This is a genomic window from Falsigemmobacter intermedius (genome assembly GCF_004054105.1).
Lineage (GTDB): Bacteria > Pseudomonadota > Alphaproteobacteria > Rhodobacterales > Rhodobacteraceae > Wagnerdoeblera > Wagnerdoeblera intermedia.
Map to the genome: position 1 here is coordinate 22,060 of NZ_SBLC01000005.1, position 15,992 is coordinate 38,051.

The 15,992-nt window shown below is 63.6% G+C and carries 15 protein-coding genes and 3 tRNA genes; 8 read left to right on the plus strand and 10 right to left on the minus strand.

Going from position 1 to position 15,992, the window contains the following annotated elements:
* Positions 1-102: 102 nt before the first annotated feature.
* The 6 genes from EP867_RS04535 to EP867_RS04560 all read right to left on the minus strand — a co-directional run bounded on the left by EP867_RS04535 (position 103) and on the right by EP867_RS04560 (position 4,728).
* Positions 103-1,314: an MFS transporter gene (locus EP867_RS04535; protein ID WP_128487023.1), complete on the minus strand. Its 1,212-nt coding sequence runs from the start codon at positions 1,312-1,314 to the stop codon at positions 103-105.
* Positions 1,311-2,783 (minus strand): carboxypeptidase M32, encoded by a 1,473-nt coding sequence (locus tag EP867_RS04540; RefSeq protein WP_128487024.1) that lies wholly within the window; start codon positions 2,781-2,783, stop codon positions 1,311-1,313. Before EP867_RS04540 ends, EP867_RS04535 begins: the two co-directional genes overlap by 4 nt.
* Positions 2,780-3,937, minus strand: coding sequence for a heme A synthase (ctaA, locus tag EP867_RS04545; protein ID WP_128487025.1), 1,158 nt, complete (start codon positions 3,935-3,937; stop codon positions 2,780-2,782). Before ctaA ends, EP867_RS04540 begins: the two co-directional genes overlap by 4 nt.
* 140 nt (positions 3,938-4,077) lie before the next feature.
* Positions 4,078-4,162, minus strand: a tRNA-Leu gene (locus tag EP867_RS04550).
* Positions 4,163-4,360: 198 nt separating this feature from the next.
* Positions 4,361-4,445 (minus strand) — tRNA-Leu (locus EP867_RS04555).
* A gap of 198 nt (positions 4,446-4,643) precedes the next feature.
* A tRNA-Leu gene (locus EP867_RS04560) sits at positions 4,644-4,728 on the minus strand.
* A gap of 292 nt (positions 4,729-5,020) precedes the next feature.
* Here EP867_RS04560 and EP867_RS04565 point away from each other — a divergent pair.
* The 6 genes from EP867_RS04565 (at position 5,021) to EP867_RS04590 (ending at position 10,665) form a co-directional block, all read left to right on the plus strand.
* Complete coding sequence (locus tag EP867_RS04565) at positions 5,021-6,004, plus strand: complex I NDUFA9 subunit family protein (RefSeq protein WP_128487026.1); 984 nt, start codon at positions 5,021-5,023, stop codon at positions 6,002-6,004.
* A gap of 137 nt (positions 6,005-6,141) precedes the next feature.
* On the plus strand, positions 6,142-6,387 hold the full coding sequence (locus EP867_RS04570) for an exodeoxyribonuclease VII small subunit (RefSeq protein ID WP_124965217.1): 246 nt from the start codon (positions 6,142-6,144) through the stop codon (positions 6,385-6,387).
* A gap of 59 nt (positions 6,388-6,446) precedes the next feature.
* Positions 6,447-7,253, plus strand: a complete 807-nt coding sequence (locus EP867_RS04575) for a polyprenyl synthetase family protein (RefSeq protein WP_241656820.1) — start codon at positions 6,447-6,449, stop codon at positions 7,251-7,253.
* Positions 7,254-7,272: 19 nt separating this feature from the next.
* Positions 7,273-9,192 (plus strand): 1-deoxy-D-xylulose-5-phosphate synthase, encoded by a 1,920-nt coding sequence (dxs, locus tag EP867_RS04580; protein ID WP_128487028.1) that lies wholly within the window; start codon positions 7,273-7,275, stop codon positions 9,190-9,192.
* On the plus strand, positions 9,189-9,830 hold the full coding sequence (locus EP867_RS04585; protein WP_128487029.1) for a 5'-methylthioadenosine/S-adenosylhomocysteine nucleosidase: 642 nt from the start codon (positions 9,189-9,191) through the stop codon (positions 9,828-9,830). The genes dxs and EP867_RS04585 overlap by 4 nt, the downstream gene beginning before the upstream one ends.
* A 10-nt stretch (positions 9,831-9,840) precedes the next feature.
* The gene (locus EP867_RS04590; RefSeq protein ID WP_128487030.1) at positions 9,841-10,665 is read left to right on the plus strand and encodes an SDR family oxidoreductase; all 825 of its coding nucleotides are present in this window, start codon (positions 9,841-9,843) and stop codon (positions 10,663-10,665) included.
* Here the strand turns inward: EP867_RS04590 and EP867_RS04595 are convergent.
* The 4 genes from EP867_RS04595 to EP867_RS04610 are packed head-to-tail and all read right to left on the minus strand — an operon-like array spanning position 10,659 to position 13,297.
* Positions 10,659-11,237, minus strand: coding sequence for a histidine phosphatase family protein (locus tag EP867_RS04595; protein WP_128487031.1), 579 nt, complete (start codon positions 11,235-11,237; stop codon positions 10,659-10,661). The two genes, EP867_RS04590 and EP867_RS04595, sit on opposite strands and share 7 nt — an antisense overlap.
* Positions 11,234-11,749 carry a bifunctional adenosylcobinamide kinase/adenosylcobinamide-phosphate guanylyltransferase gene (gene cobU / locus EP867_RS04600; protein ID WP_241656810.1) on the minus strand — a complete coding sequence of 172 codons (516 nt, stop codon included), beginning with the start codon at positions 11,747-11,749 and terminating at the stop codon, positions 11,234-11,236. Before cobU ends, EP867_RS04595 begins: the two co-directional genes overlap by 4 nt.
* The gene (locus EP867_RS04605; protein WP_128487033.1) at positions 11,742-12,515 is read right to left on the minus strand and encodes an alpha/beta fold hydrolase; all 774 of its coding nucleotides are present in this window, start codon (positions 12,513-12,515) and stop codon (positions 11,742-11,744) included. The genes cobU and EP867_RS04605 overlap by 8 nt, the downstream gene beginning before the upstream one ends.
* Before the next feature lie 11 nt (positions 12,516-12,526).
* A complete protein-coding gene (locus tag EP867_RS04610; RefSeq protein ID WP_128487034.1) occupies positions 12,527-13,297 on the minus strand; it encodes a sulfite exporter TauE/SafE family protein in 771 nt (256 codons plus the stop codon).
* A gap of 183 nt (positions 13,298-13,480) precedes the next feature.
* On the opposite strand from EP867_RS04610, the gene EP867_RS04615 reads away from it, so the two are divergent.
* Both EP867_RS04615 and mtgA read left to right on the plus strand, forming a co-directional pair.
* Positions 13,481-15,163, plus strand: coding sequence for an acyl-CoA dehydrogenase family protein (locus EP867_RS04615; RefSeq protein WP_128487035.1), 1,683 nt, complete (start codon positions 13,481-13,483; stop codon positions 15,161-15,163).
* A gap of 49 nt (positions 15,164-15,212) precedes the next feature.
* On the plus strand, positions 15,213-15,947 hold the full coding sequence (gene mtgA, locus EP867_RS04620; RefSeq protein ID WP_128487036.1) for a monofunctional biosynthetic peptidoglycan transglycosylase: 735 nt from the start codon (positions 15,213-15,215) through the stop codon (positions 15,945-15,947).
* The last annotated feature ends 45 nt before the right edge of the window (positions 15,948-15,992 follow it).

The window sequence follows — 15,992 nt, forward strand, 5'->3', positions numbered from 1 at the left end:
AAGTGCGCGGGCGTGCGCGAGGGGGCTGTAGCGGGTTTACGCCCGCGCCTCAACCGCATTTGGGGTCGCGGCGCGCAAAGACAAGGGGGGAGGCGGCAGGGATTACCCCTGCCGCGCTGAGAGCTTCAGGCGGTGAAGCGAGAAAAGCGCCGTGCAGAGCAACAGAATGCTGAGGAGGGCCAGGGCTTCAAACCCCATATTCTCCAGCATAATCGCACCGATCATCGGGGCCATGGCGCCTGCGAAAAGCGTGGGCATCAGGATCTTTCCCGCGTTCGAGCCATAGTTCTCGGGCCCCATCACATCGGCGATCAGGCCGGGCCGCAGGATCGTCATCGCGCCGAATGCCGCACCCTGGCAGGCGACATAGATCACCGCAAAGACCAGCCCCGCAGAGGCGGCGACCAGCGCGGCAGAGGCCAGCAGCATCAGACACAGCAGGATCATCACGCCACGAGGATTGCTGATCCGGTTGCCCGCCCACATCAGCCCCAGCCGCGAGAGTACCTGTGCCGGGCCAAGGCAGGCGCCCATGGTCACGGCAAGGGCGGTGCTATAGCCCTTCGCCACCAGGATCGGCACGATATAGGTGACGATCATCCAGTGGTTCATGCTGCAGCTGGCCGAGACAAGGATCAGCAGGATCATGGCGCGGCGGCTGCTTTGGGCTGTTGACGCCTCTCCGGCAGGGGCGGCAGCGCTTTGCAGGGGCGGCGGCGCGTGACGGCGGATGGTGCGGGTGGCATAGGCATTCAGCGGCACCACCAGCAAAAGCGTCAGGGCCGCAGCCCAGAGCGTGGCCAGCCGCCAGCCGGGGCCGTTGCCAAGGGCGGCATAGGTCGGAAAGGCGATGGTCGAGGCAAAGCCCGCCACCAGGGTCACCCGGATGATTGCCGCGCGGGCGGCCGGGCCAAGGCGGCGGATCAGGAAGGCAAAGCCCACCTCATAAAAGCACAAAGCCTGAGCCACCCCGATCACCGCCCAGACGGCAATCCACTGCCAGGGCTCGGTAATGAAGGCCAGAGCGGTGAGGGCGATTGCCCCCAGGACAGGGCCGAACAGAAGCATCTCGGGGCCGCGGCCCTGATCAACCTGCCGCCCGCAAAAGGGCGCCATCAGCGCAGCAATCAGCTGGGCGAGCATTGGCCCGGCGGCGAGTAACACCTTGGACCAGCCCGGATCTTCCAGCCAGAAGAGGATCAATCCGGAATAGTTATAATAAATCGTGCTATAGATCAGCGTCATGCTGGCGGCGAGCGCCCAGACGGCGGGACCGCGCGCAAGGCGGTCCCGGAGGCTGATCTCGTTGGTCACAATGCGTAAAGATCCGAGAATTTGGCCTCGAGATAGGCCAGCAGCGGTGCTTCATCCGGGGCAAAGCCACAGGCCGTGCGGATGGTTTCAACCGGGCTGCGCAGTGCACCATGGCGGCGCAGTTTTTCCTGCAGCCAGGCAGTGGCGGGGGCAGCGCTGCCCTGGCTAAGCGCGGCATCGAGATCCGGCACATCCTGGCGCAGCGCCTGATGCAGGCAGCCCGCATAGACATTGCCAAGGCTGTAGGTCGGGAAATAGCCAAAAAGCCCGCAGGACCAGTGCACATCCTGCAGCATCCCCAGAGATGCTCTGGGCACTGCGACACCGAAATCTGCCGCGAAGCGGTCGTTCCAGGCCGCTTCCAGATCTCCGACTTCAAGGTCCCCGGCGATCAGCGCGCGCTCAAGGTCAAAGCGCAGCATGATATGCAGGTTGTAATGCAGCTCATCCGCCTCGGTGCGGATGAAGCCCGGCGTGACGCGGTTGACGGCGCGGTACAGATCGCGGGCCGAGCCGATGTTCAGCGTCATTTCACGCGACAGCCGCGCGTAGAGCCAGGCACTGAAGGCTTCAGAGCGTCCAAGCTGGTTTTCGCAGATCCGGCTCTGGCTTTCATGGACGCCCATGGAAGCGCCTTTGCCGATCGCTGTCAGGGTGTAGCGGGGGGCCACCTGCTGCTCATAAGCGCCGTGGCCGGTCTCATGGATGGTGGAATAAAAGCAGTTCAGCGGATCGCCTTCATCGACGCGGGTGGTGATGCGCACATCCTGGCCCGAACCCGAGGAGAAGGGATGCACCGCCAGATCCAGACGGCCGCGGTTGAAATCATAACCAAAGGCCTCCGCTATCTCGCGGGACAGGCGCAGCTGCATCTCAGCGGGGAAATGGCCTGTCAGCGCCTCCGGGGCAGGGCGGTCGAGGACCCGCTCGCGCAAAGCGACAAGGCGCGGGCGCATGCGGTCGAACATCGCCGCCAGATCCGCGGCTTTCGCGCCCGGCTCATAGTCGTCCAGCAGCGCATCATAAAGATCGCCGCCCGAAGCGAGGCAGGCGGCCTCTTCCCGCTTCAGCCGGATCATTTCAGAGAGCGTCGGCAGAAAGGCTTTGACATCATCGGCGGCCCGCGCCGCCGCCCAGATGCCCTGGGCCCGGCTGCTCAGCGCCGCAAGGCTGCGGGCAAGGCTTTCCGGCAGCTTCACCGCGCGTTCATAGCTGTGGCGGATCTCGCGGATCTGCGCAGCCTCCGCCTCATTGGCGGGGCTTGCCGCATCCAGCAGGTCTTTCAGCCGCGGATCGGTGCGGCGGGCATGCAGAATGCCCTCCAGCGCCGAGAGTTCCTCTGCCCGCTGATCGGCAGAGCCGGCGGGCATCACGGTTTCCTGATCCCAGCCCAGACGGCCCGAGATCTGACCAAGCGCTTCGGTGTCGCGCTGAAAGGCGAAGAGTTCAGCCGTGGCGGTCGTGCTCATGCGGTGCCCTTTGCGATGGAGCCGGCGAGAGGGAACTGCGCGAGATGGCGCGCGCGCAGGATCAGCACCCACAGGATCACAGCCCCGATCTGATGGGTCAGCGCGGTGTGCAGATGCGCCATGGTCAGCACGGTGACGATGCCCAGCACCATCTGCCCGAAGAGCATGACCAGCACCCAGTCAAAGGCGCGGCGCGTGTTCAGATGCGGCGATTTGCGCCCGCGCAGCCAGACCACCACACCAAAGATCATCAGCAGATAGCCCGACATCCGGTGCATGAACTGAACAAGACCCTCATTTTCAAAGAAAGCCCGCCAGGTGGCACCGCCGTCGGGCACATAAAGTGCGTTCGAGGGGAAAAACTCGCCGTTCATCGAAGGCCAGGTCGGGAAGGCGCGGCCCGCATCAATGCCCGCAACCAGCGCTCCGAGCAGGATCTGCAGGAAAGCGAAATGCATCAACCCGGTCGACATTTTAAAGAGCTTCACCTCACGTCCGCGGCGCGCCTTCATCAGATCCGCTTCCGGGCGGCCCAGCAGGAAAATATAGCCGGCGATGACGCCAAGGATCACAAAGGCCAGACCCAGATGGGTGGCGAGGCGATAAGAGGCCACGCGGATCATCTCACCGGTCAGACCCGAAGCCACCATCCACCAGCCGATTGCCCCCTGCAGACCGCCAAGCGCCCCGATGAACAGCAGACGCCCGGTCCAGCCGGTCGGAATGCGTTTGGTCAGGAAGAAAAACGCAAAGCCAAGCGCCCAGATCAGACCGACCAGACGGCCAAGCTGACGGTGTCCCCATTCCCACCAGTAGATGAACTGGAAGTCCGAGAGGCTCATGCCCTGGTTGGCCAGCTGATACTGCGGCGTGGCGCGGTATTTCTCAAACTCCAGCGCCCAGTCGGCTGCAGTCATCGGCGGCAGAGCCCCGGTGACCGGGCGCCATTCGGTGATCGACAGCCCCGAGCCGGTCAGCCGCGTGGCGCCGCCCACGACGATCATCGCAAAGACCAGCAGGAACAGCACCCCGAGCCAGATCCGGATCGCGCCGCGCGCGCCCTTGGGCGTGCGCTCGATCATGCCGCCGCCGGTGCCCGCGCTTTGCGAGCGCGTCCCTTCGACATCTTCGAAAATGCTGCGTTTTTTTGCCATTCCCGGGCCCCCGTATTCGATGGGCTCACCCTAGTGAGGGCGGGGGGGCGCTTCAAGGTGGACTGAGACGGAGAGAGGCAGGGCCTGAAATGCAAAACACCCTCTCAGCGGTGCTGAGAGGGTGTTTTGTTTCACCGAAATGGTGCCCAGAAAAGGACTCGAACCTTCACGCCTTGCGGCACACGGACCTGAACCGTGCGCGTCTACCAATTCCGCCATCTGGGCTCCGTTTCGGTAAGGCAGGATTTAGCTGTGTGGCGGGGGAGGGTCAATGGCGAAAATCACGAAAAGTGAAAATTTCTGAAAATTCTTTTCGCAAATTCTGCCGGGAACTCAGAGACTTAAGAGAGGGAAACCTGCGGGGGGTCTGAAATGCAAAACACCCTCTCAGCGGTGCTGAGAGGGTGTTTTGTTTCACCGAGATGGTGCCCAGAAAAGGACTCGAACCTTCACGCCTTGCGGCACACGGACCTGAACCGTGCGCGTCTACCAATTCCGCCATCTGGGCTCCGTCTCGGTAAGGCAGGATTTAGCTGTGTGGCGGGGGAGGGTCAATGGCGAAAATCACGAAAAGTGAAAATTTCTGAAAATTCTTTTCGCAAATTCTGCCGGGAACTCAGAGACTTAAGAGAGGGAAACCTGCGGGGGGTCTGAAATGCAAAACACCCTCTCAGCGGTGCTGAGAGGGTGTTTTGTTTCACCGAGATGGTGCCCAGAAAAGGACTCGAACCTTCACGCCTTGCGGCACACGGACCTGAACCGTGCGCGTCTACCAATTCCGCCATCTGGGCTCCGTCTCGGTGAGGCAGGATTTAGCTGTGCCGCCGGGGGGTGTCAACACGGCTTTTGCGGAATTTTGCATTTTGGCGGAAGTTTTTGAAATACCGGCTTTTTCCCTGATATGAGGATCACGCGCGCGCGTAGGCTGCGCGTGAAACCGGCTCCGGCCGTCTGGGCGGCGGCTGACGGCTTTCTCAGCGGGCCTGTGTGAAATCTCCCTGTGCCCCGCTTTTCCTGCCGGGACTTCTTGCCGCACCCCTGGGGACGGGGTAAAGGAGGGCAAAAGTGGTCAGGAGAAATCGGATGTCGAAGCTCGTCACAATCTACGGCGGTTCGGGGTTTGTCGGGCGTTACATCGCGCGCCGTCTGGCCAAAGAGGGCTGGCGTGTGCGCGTGGCCGTGCGGCGCCCGAATGAAGCGCTTTTCGTGCGCGGCTATGGTGCCGTGGGCCAGCTTGAGCCGGTTTTGTGCAACATCCGCGATGAGGCCAGCGTCGCTGCCGCGATGCAGGGCGCAGATGCGGTGGTGAACTGCGTCGGCGTTCTCAACAGCCTTGGCAAAAACAAATTCGACGCCGTGCATGTCGAAGGGGCAGAGCGCGTGGCGCGCCTGGCTGCTGCCGCAGGCGTTCCTGCGCTGGTCCATATCTCAGCGATCGGCGCGGATGCGCAGTCGCAAAGCGAATATGCCCGCAGCAAAGCTGAGGGCGAGGCCGCGGTGCTTGCGGCTTATCCGTCGGCTGTGATCCTGCGCCCTTCGGTGATCTTCGGGATCGAAGATCAGTTCTACAACCGTCTGGGCGGTCTGATCCGTATGGCTCCGCTGGTTCCGCTGATGGCGGCCTCGACCCGGATGCAGCCGGTGCATGTGGATGACGTGGCCGATGCGGCTGCCCGCGCCGTTCTGGGGCAGGCGGCCCCCGGCGTCTATGAGCTGGGTGGTCCTGATGTGGTTACCCTGCGTGATGCGGCAGAGCAGGCGCGTGCCGTGATCGGACGCAAGCGGGTCTTCCTGCCGCTGCCGTCCTTCTTTTTTGCGATCCCGGCAACGATCCTGGATATCGTTCAGGGGATCACCTTCGGATTGATCGCCAATAAAACCGTTACGCGCGACCAGCAGCGCTTCCTTGCGGCAGATAACGTGGTCTCGGCAGGCGCAAAAGGTTTTGCCGATCTGGGGATTACGCCCCGCGCCGCAGCGCCGCTGCTTGAGGATTATCTCTGGCAGTACCGCCCGGCCGGGCAATATGCGGCCATCAAACAATCTGCCCGCAATATGCGCGCCTGATCTGTGCCCCGCCCGTCAAACGGCGGGGCAAAATCTTTTGGCGCGGGCCGCTTCGCATGGTATCGGCGCGAAGGGCAGGTTAGAGTGCCCGGGCCGGACGCCTGTCCGGGCCTTTCAGTTCAAGGACGGAGCCGCCTATGTCAGAGCCCATGTCAGAGATCGCATCCCTCAGCTTTGAGGCCGCTATGGCGCGCCTGGAAGAGATTGTGCGGAAACTCGAATCGGGCTCTGTGCCGTTGGAAGAATCGATCGCGCTTTATGAGCAGGGCTCGGCCCTGAAGGCGCAATGCGACCGGGTTCTGCGCGCCGCCGAGGAAAAGATCGAAAAAATCCGCAGCCGCGATGGTGTCGCGGTCGGGACTGAGCCTGCCGAAGGTCTTTGATGTTTCCGACACGTCTGGCCTGCGCACAGGAACGGATCGCGGCCCATCTTGAGCGCCGTATGGCCCATCTGCCTGAGGGGCCGGTGACTGAGGCCATGCGCTATGCCGTCCAGGGCGGCAAACGCCTGCGCGGCTTTCTGGTGCTGGAATCGGCGGCCCTTCACGGCATCGGCGAAGAGATCGCGCTGGATGCGGCGGCGGCGGTTGAATGCCTTCATGCCTATAGCCTTGTGCATGACGATCTGCCGAGCATGGACAACGACGATCTGCGTCGCGGCCTGCCGACGGTGCATGTCAAATGGGATGAAGCCACCGCCGTTCTGGCCGGGGATGCGTTGCAAACCTTTGCCTTTGAGCTGCTGACCCTGCCGCAATCGCTGCCTGCCGGGCGTCGTCTGGCGCTGGTTGCAGAGCTGGCCCGGGCATCCGGGGCCGAAGGGATGGTTTACGGTCAGGCGCTTGATATCGCGGCCGAGACGGCTTCGACGCCGCTGACGCTGGCAGAGATCACCCGGCTTCAGGCCGGGAAAACCGGTGCTCTGATCCGCTTTTCGGCCATGTCCGGTGCTTTGATGGCGGGGGCCGATCCGGCGCCGCTTGCGGCCTATGCCGATGCCATCGGGCTTGCCTTCCAGATCGCAGATGACCTTCTGGACGTCGAAGGTGATGCGGATAAGGCGGGCAAGAAGCTGCGCAAAGACGCAGAGGCCGGAAAAGCCACCTTCGTCTCACTGCTGGGCATTGCGGGCGCGCGCGCCCGTGCCGAAGCGCTGGTTGCAGAGGCGGGGGCCGCGCTGGCCCTTTATGGCTCTGCGGCTGCAACCCTTATCGATACCGCACGTTTTACCATTTCGCGCGACAGCTAACGCCCCGGGAGGCCGCGCCATGAGCAGCACAAATCGCCCTGCCACTCCGACGCTCGACCGCGTCATTGTTCCCGCTGATATGCGCGGGCTTTCGGACCGTGAGCTGAAAACGCTGGCGGATGAGTTGCGCGCTGAGACGATCTCGGCGGTTTCCGTCACCGGCGGGCACCTTGGTGCGGGCCTGGGCGTGGTGGAGCTGACCGTGGCACTGCACGCGGTTTTTGAGGCACCGCGCGACAAGATTATCTGGGATGTGGGGCATCAGTGCTATCCGCATAAAATCCTGACCGGCCGGCGCGAGCGCATCCGCACCCTGCGGATGGAGGGCGGGCTGTCCGGTTTCACCAAGCGCTCGGAATCGGTCTATGATCCCTTCGGGGCGGCGCATAGCTCCACTTCGATCTCGGCGGCGCTTGGCTTTGCGGCGGCGCGGGATCTCGGCGGCGATCCGGGCGATGCGGTGGCGGTGATCGGCGATGGCTCGATGTCGGCGGGCATGGCCTTTGAGGCGATGAACAATGCGGGCCATCTGAAAAAGCGGATGTTCATCATTCTGAACGACAATGAGATGTCGATTGCCCCCCCGGTGGGCGCGCTTTCGGCCTATCTCTCAAAACTTTATGCCGGAACCCCGCTGCATGAGCTGAAAGAAGTCGCCAAAGGCGCGGTGAAATTCCTGCCTGAGCCCTTCCAGGAAGGCGCGAAACGCGCCCGAGATATGCTCAAAGGGATCGCTGTCGGCGGCACCCTCTTCGAATCGCTTGGCATTTCCTACATCGGCCCGATCGACGGCCATGATCTCGACCAGCTTCTGCCGGTTCTGCGGGCCGCAAAATCCCGCGCCACGGGGCCGGTGCTGATCCATGTGCTGACCAAAAAGGGCAAGGGCTATGCCCCGGCCGAGCGTGCGCGTGACAAGGGCCATGCCACCGGCAAATTCGACGTGCTGACCGGCGAGCAGGTGAAGGCACCTTCCAACGCGCCCTCTTACACCAGTGTTTTTGCCAAAAGCCTGATCCGCGAGGCCGAATCGGATGGCAAAATCGTCGCCATTACGGCGGCCATGCCGGATGGCACCGGGCTGAACCTCTTTGCTGAGCGCTTCCCGGCGCGGCTCTTTGATGTGGGCATCGCTGAGCAGCATGCGGTGACCTTCGCGGCGGGTCTTGCGGCGGGCGGGCTGAAGCCCTTTTGCGCGCTTTATTCGACCTTCCTGCAGCGCGGCTATGATCAGGTGGTGCATGATGTGGCGATTCAGCGCCTGCCGGTGCGCTTTGCCATCGACCGCGCGGGCCTTGTGGGGGCCGATGGTGCGACCCATGCGGGATCGTTTGACATCGCCTTCCTGGCCAACCTGCCCGATATGGTGCTGATGGCGGCGGCCGATGAGGCAGAGCTTGTGCATATGGTCGCCACGGCGGCTGCGATCGATGACCGCCCCTCTGCCTTCCGCTTTCCGCGCGGGGAAGGGGTTGGGGTTGATATGCCCGAGCGCGGCGTGCCGCTGGAGATCGGCAAAGGCCGCATCATCCGTGAGGGCAGCCGGGTCGCGCTTCTCTCTTTCGGCACGCGTCTGGCAGAGGTGAAAAAGGCCGCCGAATCGCTGGCCGCACGCGGGCTCTCGCCCACCGTAGCGGATGCGCGTTTTGCAAAGCCTCTCGACCGCGATCTCATCCTGCAGCTGGCCCGCCACCATGAGGCGCTGATCACCATCGAAGAAGGCGCCGTTGGTGGCTTTGGCAGTCATGTCGCGCAGCTTCTGGCGGATGAGGCGGTCTTTGACCACGGGCTGAAGTTCCGCTCGATGGTGCTGCCCGATATCTTCATCGATCAGGCCAGCCCCGAAGCCATGTACCGTGTCGCGGGCATGGAAGCGGCGCAGATTGAGGCGAAGGTTCTGGCAACGCTCGGCGTTGAAAGCCTTGGGAAGCGCGCATGAGCGGGATCCGCACGGACCGCCTGGGCGGCCTGCCGGTGCTTTTCGTGATGGCGGCCCAGGCTGAATATGGCCCGGCGCTGCAGGCGCGGATCACGCCGGTGATGACCGGGATCGGTCCGGTGGAGGGGGCCGTTTCGCTCACGGCAGCGCTTTCGGCTCTGGCCGCACGGCATGAGCTTCCGGCTCTGGTCGTCTCGCTCGGCTCTGCCGGATCGCGCAGCCTCGTGCAGGGGGAGGTCTATCAGGCCTCCTCCGTCTCCTGGCGCGATATGGATGCCTCGGCGCTTGGTTTTGAAAAGGGGCGCACGCCGCTTCTTGATCTGCCCGCAGAAGTCACGCTTGTCGAAGCGGTTCCCGGCCTGCCTCAGGCAAGGCTGTCGACCGGCGGCAATGTGGTCTCGGGTGCCGCTTACGATGCGATCGACGCTGATATGGTCGATATGGAGACCTGGGCCCATATGCGGGCAGCGGCCCGTTTTGGCCTGCCGCTGCTGGGGCTGCGGGGCATCTCGGATGGTGCGGAGGAGCTGCGCGGTTATTCGGACTGGACGGCGCTACTGGGGGTGATCGACACACGTCTGGCAGAGGCGGTGGATCGTCTTGAGGCGGCGCTGGCAGAGGGCATGATTGCCCTGTGAGAAGGGGAAAGTGATGCGTGTTTTATGTCTAGGAACCGGCTATGTGGCGCAGCATCTGGCGCGCGCTCTGCCGGGGGCTGAGATCTTCGGCACCACCAGGGATGCGGCAAAACACGCGGAACTGAGGGCGCTTGGTATCACGCCGCTTTCTCCGGAAGACCTTGATTTTGAAGGATTCACCCATATTCTGGTCTCAGCGGGTCCGGGTGCCGGGGGGGATCCTTTCCTGACCCGCTATGCGCAGGCGCTTCCGACGGCAAACCCGGTCTGGGTGGGCTATCTGTCGGCCACTTCTGTCTATGGCGATCACCAGGGGGCCTGGGTGGATGAAGAGACCCCGCCCGCGCCCACGGGCCCGCGCGGTGCGCAGCGCCTTGCGGCAGAGCAGGCCTGGGCGGCGACGGGGCTGCCGCTGCATATCTTCCGTCTGGCGGGGATTTACGGGCCCGGCCGTTCGCCGCTGGACCGGCTCAGGGCCGGAGATGCGCGGCGCATCGTCAAGCCGGGGCAGTATTTCTCGCGTATCCATGTGGAAGATATCGTTCAGGTTATTCTGGCCTCCATGCGCGCTCCGGCGCCGGGGCTTGTGATCAATGTGGCCGATGATGATCCCGCGCCGCCGCAGGATGTCATCACCTTTGCCGCCGGTCTCCTGGGGGTGGCTCCGCCCCCTGAAGAGGACTTTGAGACCGCGCAGATGTCGGCCATGGCGCGCAGTTTTTATGACGACAACAAGCGCGTCACCAATGCGCGGATGAAGGCCCGTCTGGACCTGGGCCTTCGGCATACTGACTACCGCGAGGGCCTTCGCGCCCTGCTGGCGGAAGGTCACTGAGCGGGCAGTTCGTCCACGCGCAAAAGCTGCCGCCGCCCGTCCTCGTGCCAGAGTATCTCGGTCAGTGAGAGCGGGCGGATGTATTGGCCAAGCGCCTCGGTCGCGGTCTGTCCGGTGGCCCGCTGCACCTGGGTCAGGATCGCGCCGTAATGCGCCACGATGATGACCGTGCCGCCCTGATGCAGGCGCTGCGCCGCGCGTTCAATCCGCGCGGAGGTGGCGTTCCAGCTTTCGCCCTCAGGCGGGCAGAGATCGCCCGGGTTTTCCCAATAGGCGCGGCTCAGCTCCGGGTCGCGGGCTGAAACCTCTGCGGGCAGAAGGCCGTCCCAGGAGCCGAAGTTGATCTCGCGCAGATCCGGGTCATGCGGCAGGCGTGGCTGTCCCCGGTTCAGGGCATCCGCCGTTGCCACCGCCCGGATCAGATCCGACGAGATCATCCGCGCCTCAGCCGGCAGCCCCTCGCGGATCTGCGCGATCAGCGCGGTCTGGGACAGATCCGCCGGAACATCGCGCCAGCCTGTGATGGCTTTTTGATGGGTCGGCCCGTGGCGCAGCCAGAGAAAGCGGGTCATGGCAGATCCCCCTTCAGCGCGAGCGGAAGACCGGCGATGGTGGTCACCACCCGATCGGCCCGGGCCGCAAGGCGCTGATTCAGTCGCCCCTGGGCATCGCGAAAGGCGCGGGCGAGCGCATTTTCAGGCACGATCCCCCAGCCGACTTCGTTCGAGACAAGGGTGATCGGGCAGGGGTGCTCTGTCAGCGCGGCCTCCAGCGCTTCGGTCTCTGCCCCAGGGTCAGATCCGGCGAGCAGATGATTGCTCAGCCACAGGGTCAGGCAATCGACCAGCACACGCCCCTCACGGATCCCGCGCAGCCGGGGCGCCAGATCGCGGGGGGCCTCATGGGTGATCCAGTCGGGGCCGCGATCGATCTGATGCTGCGCGATACGCGCAGCCATCTCGGCATCAAAGGCTTCTGCGGTGGCGATGTAATGCCATGGCCCCGGCCCGCTGCGCACCAGGCCTTCGGCATAGCGCGATTTGCCCGAGCGCGCGCCGCCGACCACGAGCGTCAGATCAGCCACCCGTTGCCTCCATCCAGGCGATGACCGAGGCTTCAAACTCCCGTGGCTTTTCGGCATGCAGCCAGTGGCCTGCCCCGGAGAGCTTCACGAAACGCGCTTTGGGAAACTGCGCGGAGATCAGCGGCTTATGCTCAGGCCTGACGTAATGCGAATTCGCACCGGTCAGAAAAAGTGCCGGACCCTCATAGATGCCTCCGGTCCCCGGCCAGCCGGTGATCTTCTCCATCTCGGCCTCGAGGACGTCGAGGTTCAGCCGCCAGCGCGGCGAATCGCTTTTCAGATCCAGGCTTTGCAGGAAAAACGCCCGCAGCGCCGGATCATCCAGGTTTTCCTGCAGCCGCCGGTCAGCCTCCAGGCGGGAGCCGTTGAGTCCTTCAAGGGGCAGTCCCCGCATCGCGGCGATATAGGCGCTTTGCGAGTGGTTATAGGCAACGGGGGCAATATCCGCGACGATCAGGCGGCGCACCAGATCCGGCTGCGTCAGCGCCAGATGCATCGCGGCTTTGCCGCCCATGGAATGGCCCAGCACATCGGCCTGTCCGCCATGGGCTGCGATCACCTCTGCCAGATCCGCGGCCATATCGGCGTAGCTCTGGCTTCCGGCGCGGGGGCTTTCGCCGTGGTTGCGCTGATCGACGGCCAGGACGGGACCACGGGCGGAGAGCCGTTTCGCAATCGCGCCCCAGTTTCGCCCCGAGCCGAAAAGCCCGTGCACGATCAGCAGCGGAACGCCCGCCCCCTCGCCGTGACGAATGATATTGAGCATATCAGCCCTCCTCAGCCGAAGATCGATTTACGCAGCAGGTTGAGCGCGGTCAGCGCCAGCAGGATCAGCGTCCAGCGGCGGAATTTTACCGGATCAAGCCGGTCCTGAAGCCGGAAGCCCGCGAGCATCCCCACAAAGGCCGGGATCACCAGAGCCACCGAGAAGGGCAGGGTCACTGCGTTCAGCACGCCGGTCCCGAGGTGGGCCATGGCCAGAACCGCCCCGCCGATCAGGAAGATAACGCCCTGAACCCGCACGGTTTCTTTTTTGTCTGCGGCGATCGACAGCAGATAGATGACCACCGGCGGCCCCCAGATGCCCGCAAGCCCGCCGTAGAGACCCGCAATCAGACCGAGCAGATATTCGGCGCGGTTGCGGTGGCGCAGAGCGATTTTCATCGGCCGGCCCGACAGTTGATAAAGCGCAAAGAGCGCCACCGGCAGACCCAGAAGTCCCAGAAGCAGACGGGCCGGGATATAGACCACGAAGGGCGCGGAAATCACGATGCCAAGGATCGTGGCCCCGATCAGGCGGCGATAGGTCCAGGCGCTGTCACAAAAGGCCTGCCAGCCGTCACGCAGCGACTGGTGCAGGTTGGTGGTGAGAACCGAGAGGATCAGCCCCGCCAGCGCGAGCTGCGGCGGCATGATCGAGGCAAAAACCGCCATCATGATCAGCGGCATTGCAAAGCCGATGGCGCCTTTCACAAAGCCCGCAAAGAGCGTCACCAGGACCGCGATCCAGAAGGTCTCTGCCGTCAGCCCGCCGTAGAAGAAATCCATACCGCCCCGCCTTTTCCTTTGCTCTGAAGGGTATAGCCTGTGAATTTCCGTCCCGCATCCGGAAAGATCGCGCAGTCATAATCGAAAAGAATGCAGCGTCACTTTGAATAATTATTGCGCTGCAACTGCGAAATAATTAACCCTTCCCTCAGGCCCCCGGGCCTGAACAGAGAGGGGAAGATCATGGCGGAAGACGGTCGCATGTCCGATCAGAGGGTTGCGGTTCTGGGAGATCTGGAGGCGCTTTGCAGTGCGGTTCAGGCCCCGTTGCAGGGGCTGCTGGCGCTGGCAAAAGACAAGCTGCGCGCCGCGGTCACCGAAGAGGGACGCATCAGCGCAAAGCGGCTTGAAGCCGAACAGCGTGCCGCCCATGGCCTCTCCTGGATCGCGACCTATGTCGAGGCGCTGGCGCAGATGGAGGCCTGGTCGGGCCGCCTGCGTGCAGAGGGCCGCTTTGGCGAGATGGAGCAGCTTTTGCTGCAGATCGGTGCCGGCGAATATCTCGCGCAGCTTTTCGGCGGTCTGCCGATGACCCAGGGCGAAATCCTGCGGCTGTCGGATCTGTGGATCACTGCGGCTGAGGCTGCCCGCTTCCGGACGCCGGAAGTTGAGGCGCTGATCGCCGGCAATTCGGTTCCCGCCCGGGCGCGGCTGATGGCGCTGATGCGCGAAAATCAGGGGCGCGCCACCTTTGGCGCCACGGGGCTTGACGATGAGCTGGAGATGATCCGCGATCAGTTCCGCCGCTTCTCGGATGAAAAAGTCATCCCTCACGCCCATGAGTGGCATCTGAAGGATGAACTGATCCCCATGGAGATCGTGCGCGAACTCTCGGATCTGGGGGTCTTCGGCCTGACGATCCCCGAAAATCTCGGCGGTCTGGGCCTGAGCAAAGCCTCGATGGTGGTGGTCTCTGAAGAGCTATCGCGCGGCTATATCGGCGTGGGCTCGCTGGGGACGCGCTCAGAAATTGCGGCTGAGCTGATCCTGTGCGGTGGCACGGATGAGCAGAAGTCGTATTGGCTGCCGAAGATCGCCAGCGGTGAGATCTTGCCGACGGCGGTCTTCACGGAGCCGAACACCGGCTCAGACCTTGGCAGCCTGCGCACCCGTGCGGTGAAAGCGGAGACCGGTGACTGGGAGATCACGGGCAATAAGACCTGGATCACCCATGCGGCCCGTGCCCATGTGATGACACTGCTGGCGCGGACCGATCCTGCGACCACGGACTATCGCGGCCTGTCGATGTTCCTTGCCGAAAAGACCCCCGGCGATGATGCCGATCCTTTCCCGACCCCGGGTATGACCGGCGGTGAGATTGAGGTGCTCGGCTACCGGGGGATGAAGGAATATGAGCTGGGCTTTGACGGCTTCAAGGTGAAGGCCGAAAACCTGCTCGGCGGTGTGCCGGGGCAGGGGTTTAAGCAGCTGATGCAGACTTTTGAATCCGCCCGCATCCAGACCGCGGCCCGCGCCATCGGCGTGGCGCAGAACGCCCTGGAAGTGGGGCTGCAATATGCCGAAGACCGCAAACAGTTCGGCAAATCGCTGGTCGAATTCCCGCGGGTGGCGGACAAACTGGTTATGATGGCGGTGGAGATCATGATTGCCCGCCAGCTCACCTATTACAGCGCCTGGCAAAAGGACCATGACCGCCGCTGCGATCTGGAAGCGGGTATGGCGAAACTTCTGGGCGCAAGGGTGGCCTGGGCTGCGGCGGATAACGCCGTGCAGATCCATGGCGGCAACGGCTTTGCGCTGGAATATACCATCAGCCGCATCCTCTGTGACGCAAGGATCCTCAATATCTTTGAGGGCGCGGGTGAGATCCAGGCTCAGGTGATCGCGCGGCGTCTGCTCGACTGAGCGCGCCTCTGACTTGACGGGGCGGCGTGGAACATGGACAGGATCGGATATGTCTGATGCTGCCCCCACGCCCTCCCGCCGTAAAAAGGCCGCGCCGCTGAGCTTTCGGCAGAAGTTCCGCCGCTCGGGGCTGAAATGGGTGCTGCGCGGGGTGCTTGGCTTTGTGCTGCTGGTCGTGCTCTGGGTCTGGCTTTTTGCCGCCGTCAATCCGCCCGCCGGGCTTTACATGCGCCAGGAGGGGGCAAGGCTCGGCGGCATCAGCCGGACCTGGGTGGATGTCGATGACATTGCGCCGGTGATGCTGCGGTCGGTGGTGGCGGCAGAGGATGCCAATTACTGCAACCACTGGGGCTTTGATATGACCGAGATCCGCCGCGCGATGAGCCGCGGCAGCAATCGCGGTGCGTCGACCCTCAGCCAGCAGGTGGTGAAGAACGTCTTCCTCTGGCACGGGCGCAACTGGTCGCGCAAAGCCCTTGAGGCCATGTTGACCCCGGTGGTCGAGACCCTCTGGTCCAAGCAGCGCATTCTTGAGGTTTATCTGAATGTCGCTGAATTTGACGAAGGGGTCTTTGGGGTCGAGGCTGCGGCGCAGCATTATTTCGGCGTCTCTGCCGCAAAGCTGAGCCCGACCCAGGCGGCCCGTCTGGCGATGGTGCTGCCCAATCCCAAGGCGCGTTCCGCCTCAAAGCCCTCAGCCGCGCAGCGTCGCCGCACGGCCGCGATTATGGACGGTGCGCAAACCATTGCCGCCGATGGCCGTGCGGCATGTTTTCAGCCCTGATCGGCTTGAGTTTTCAGGCCTTTCAGTGCAAGGAAGATCAGTCTC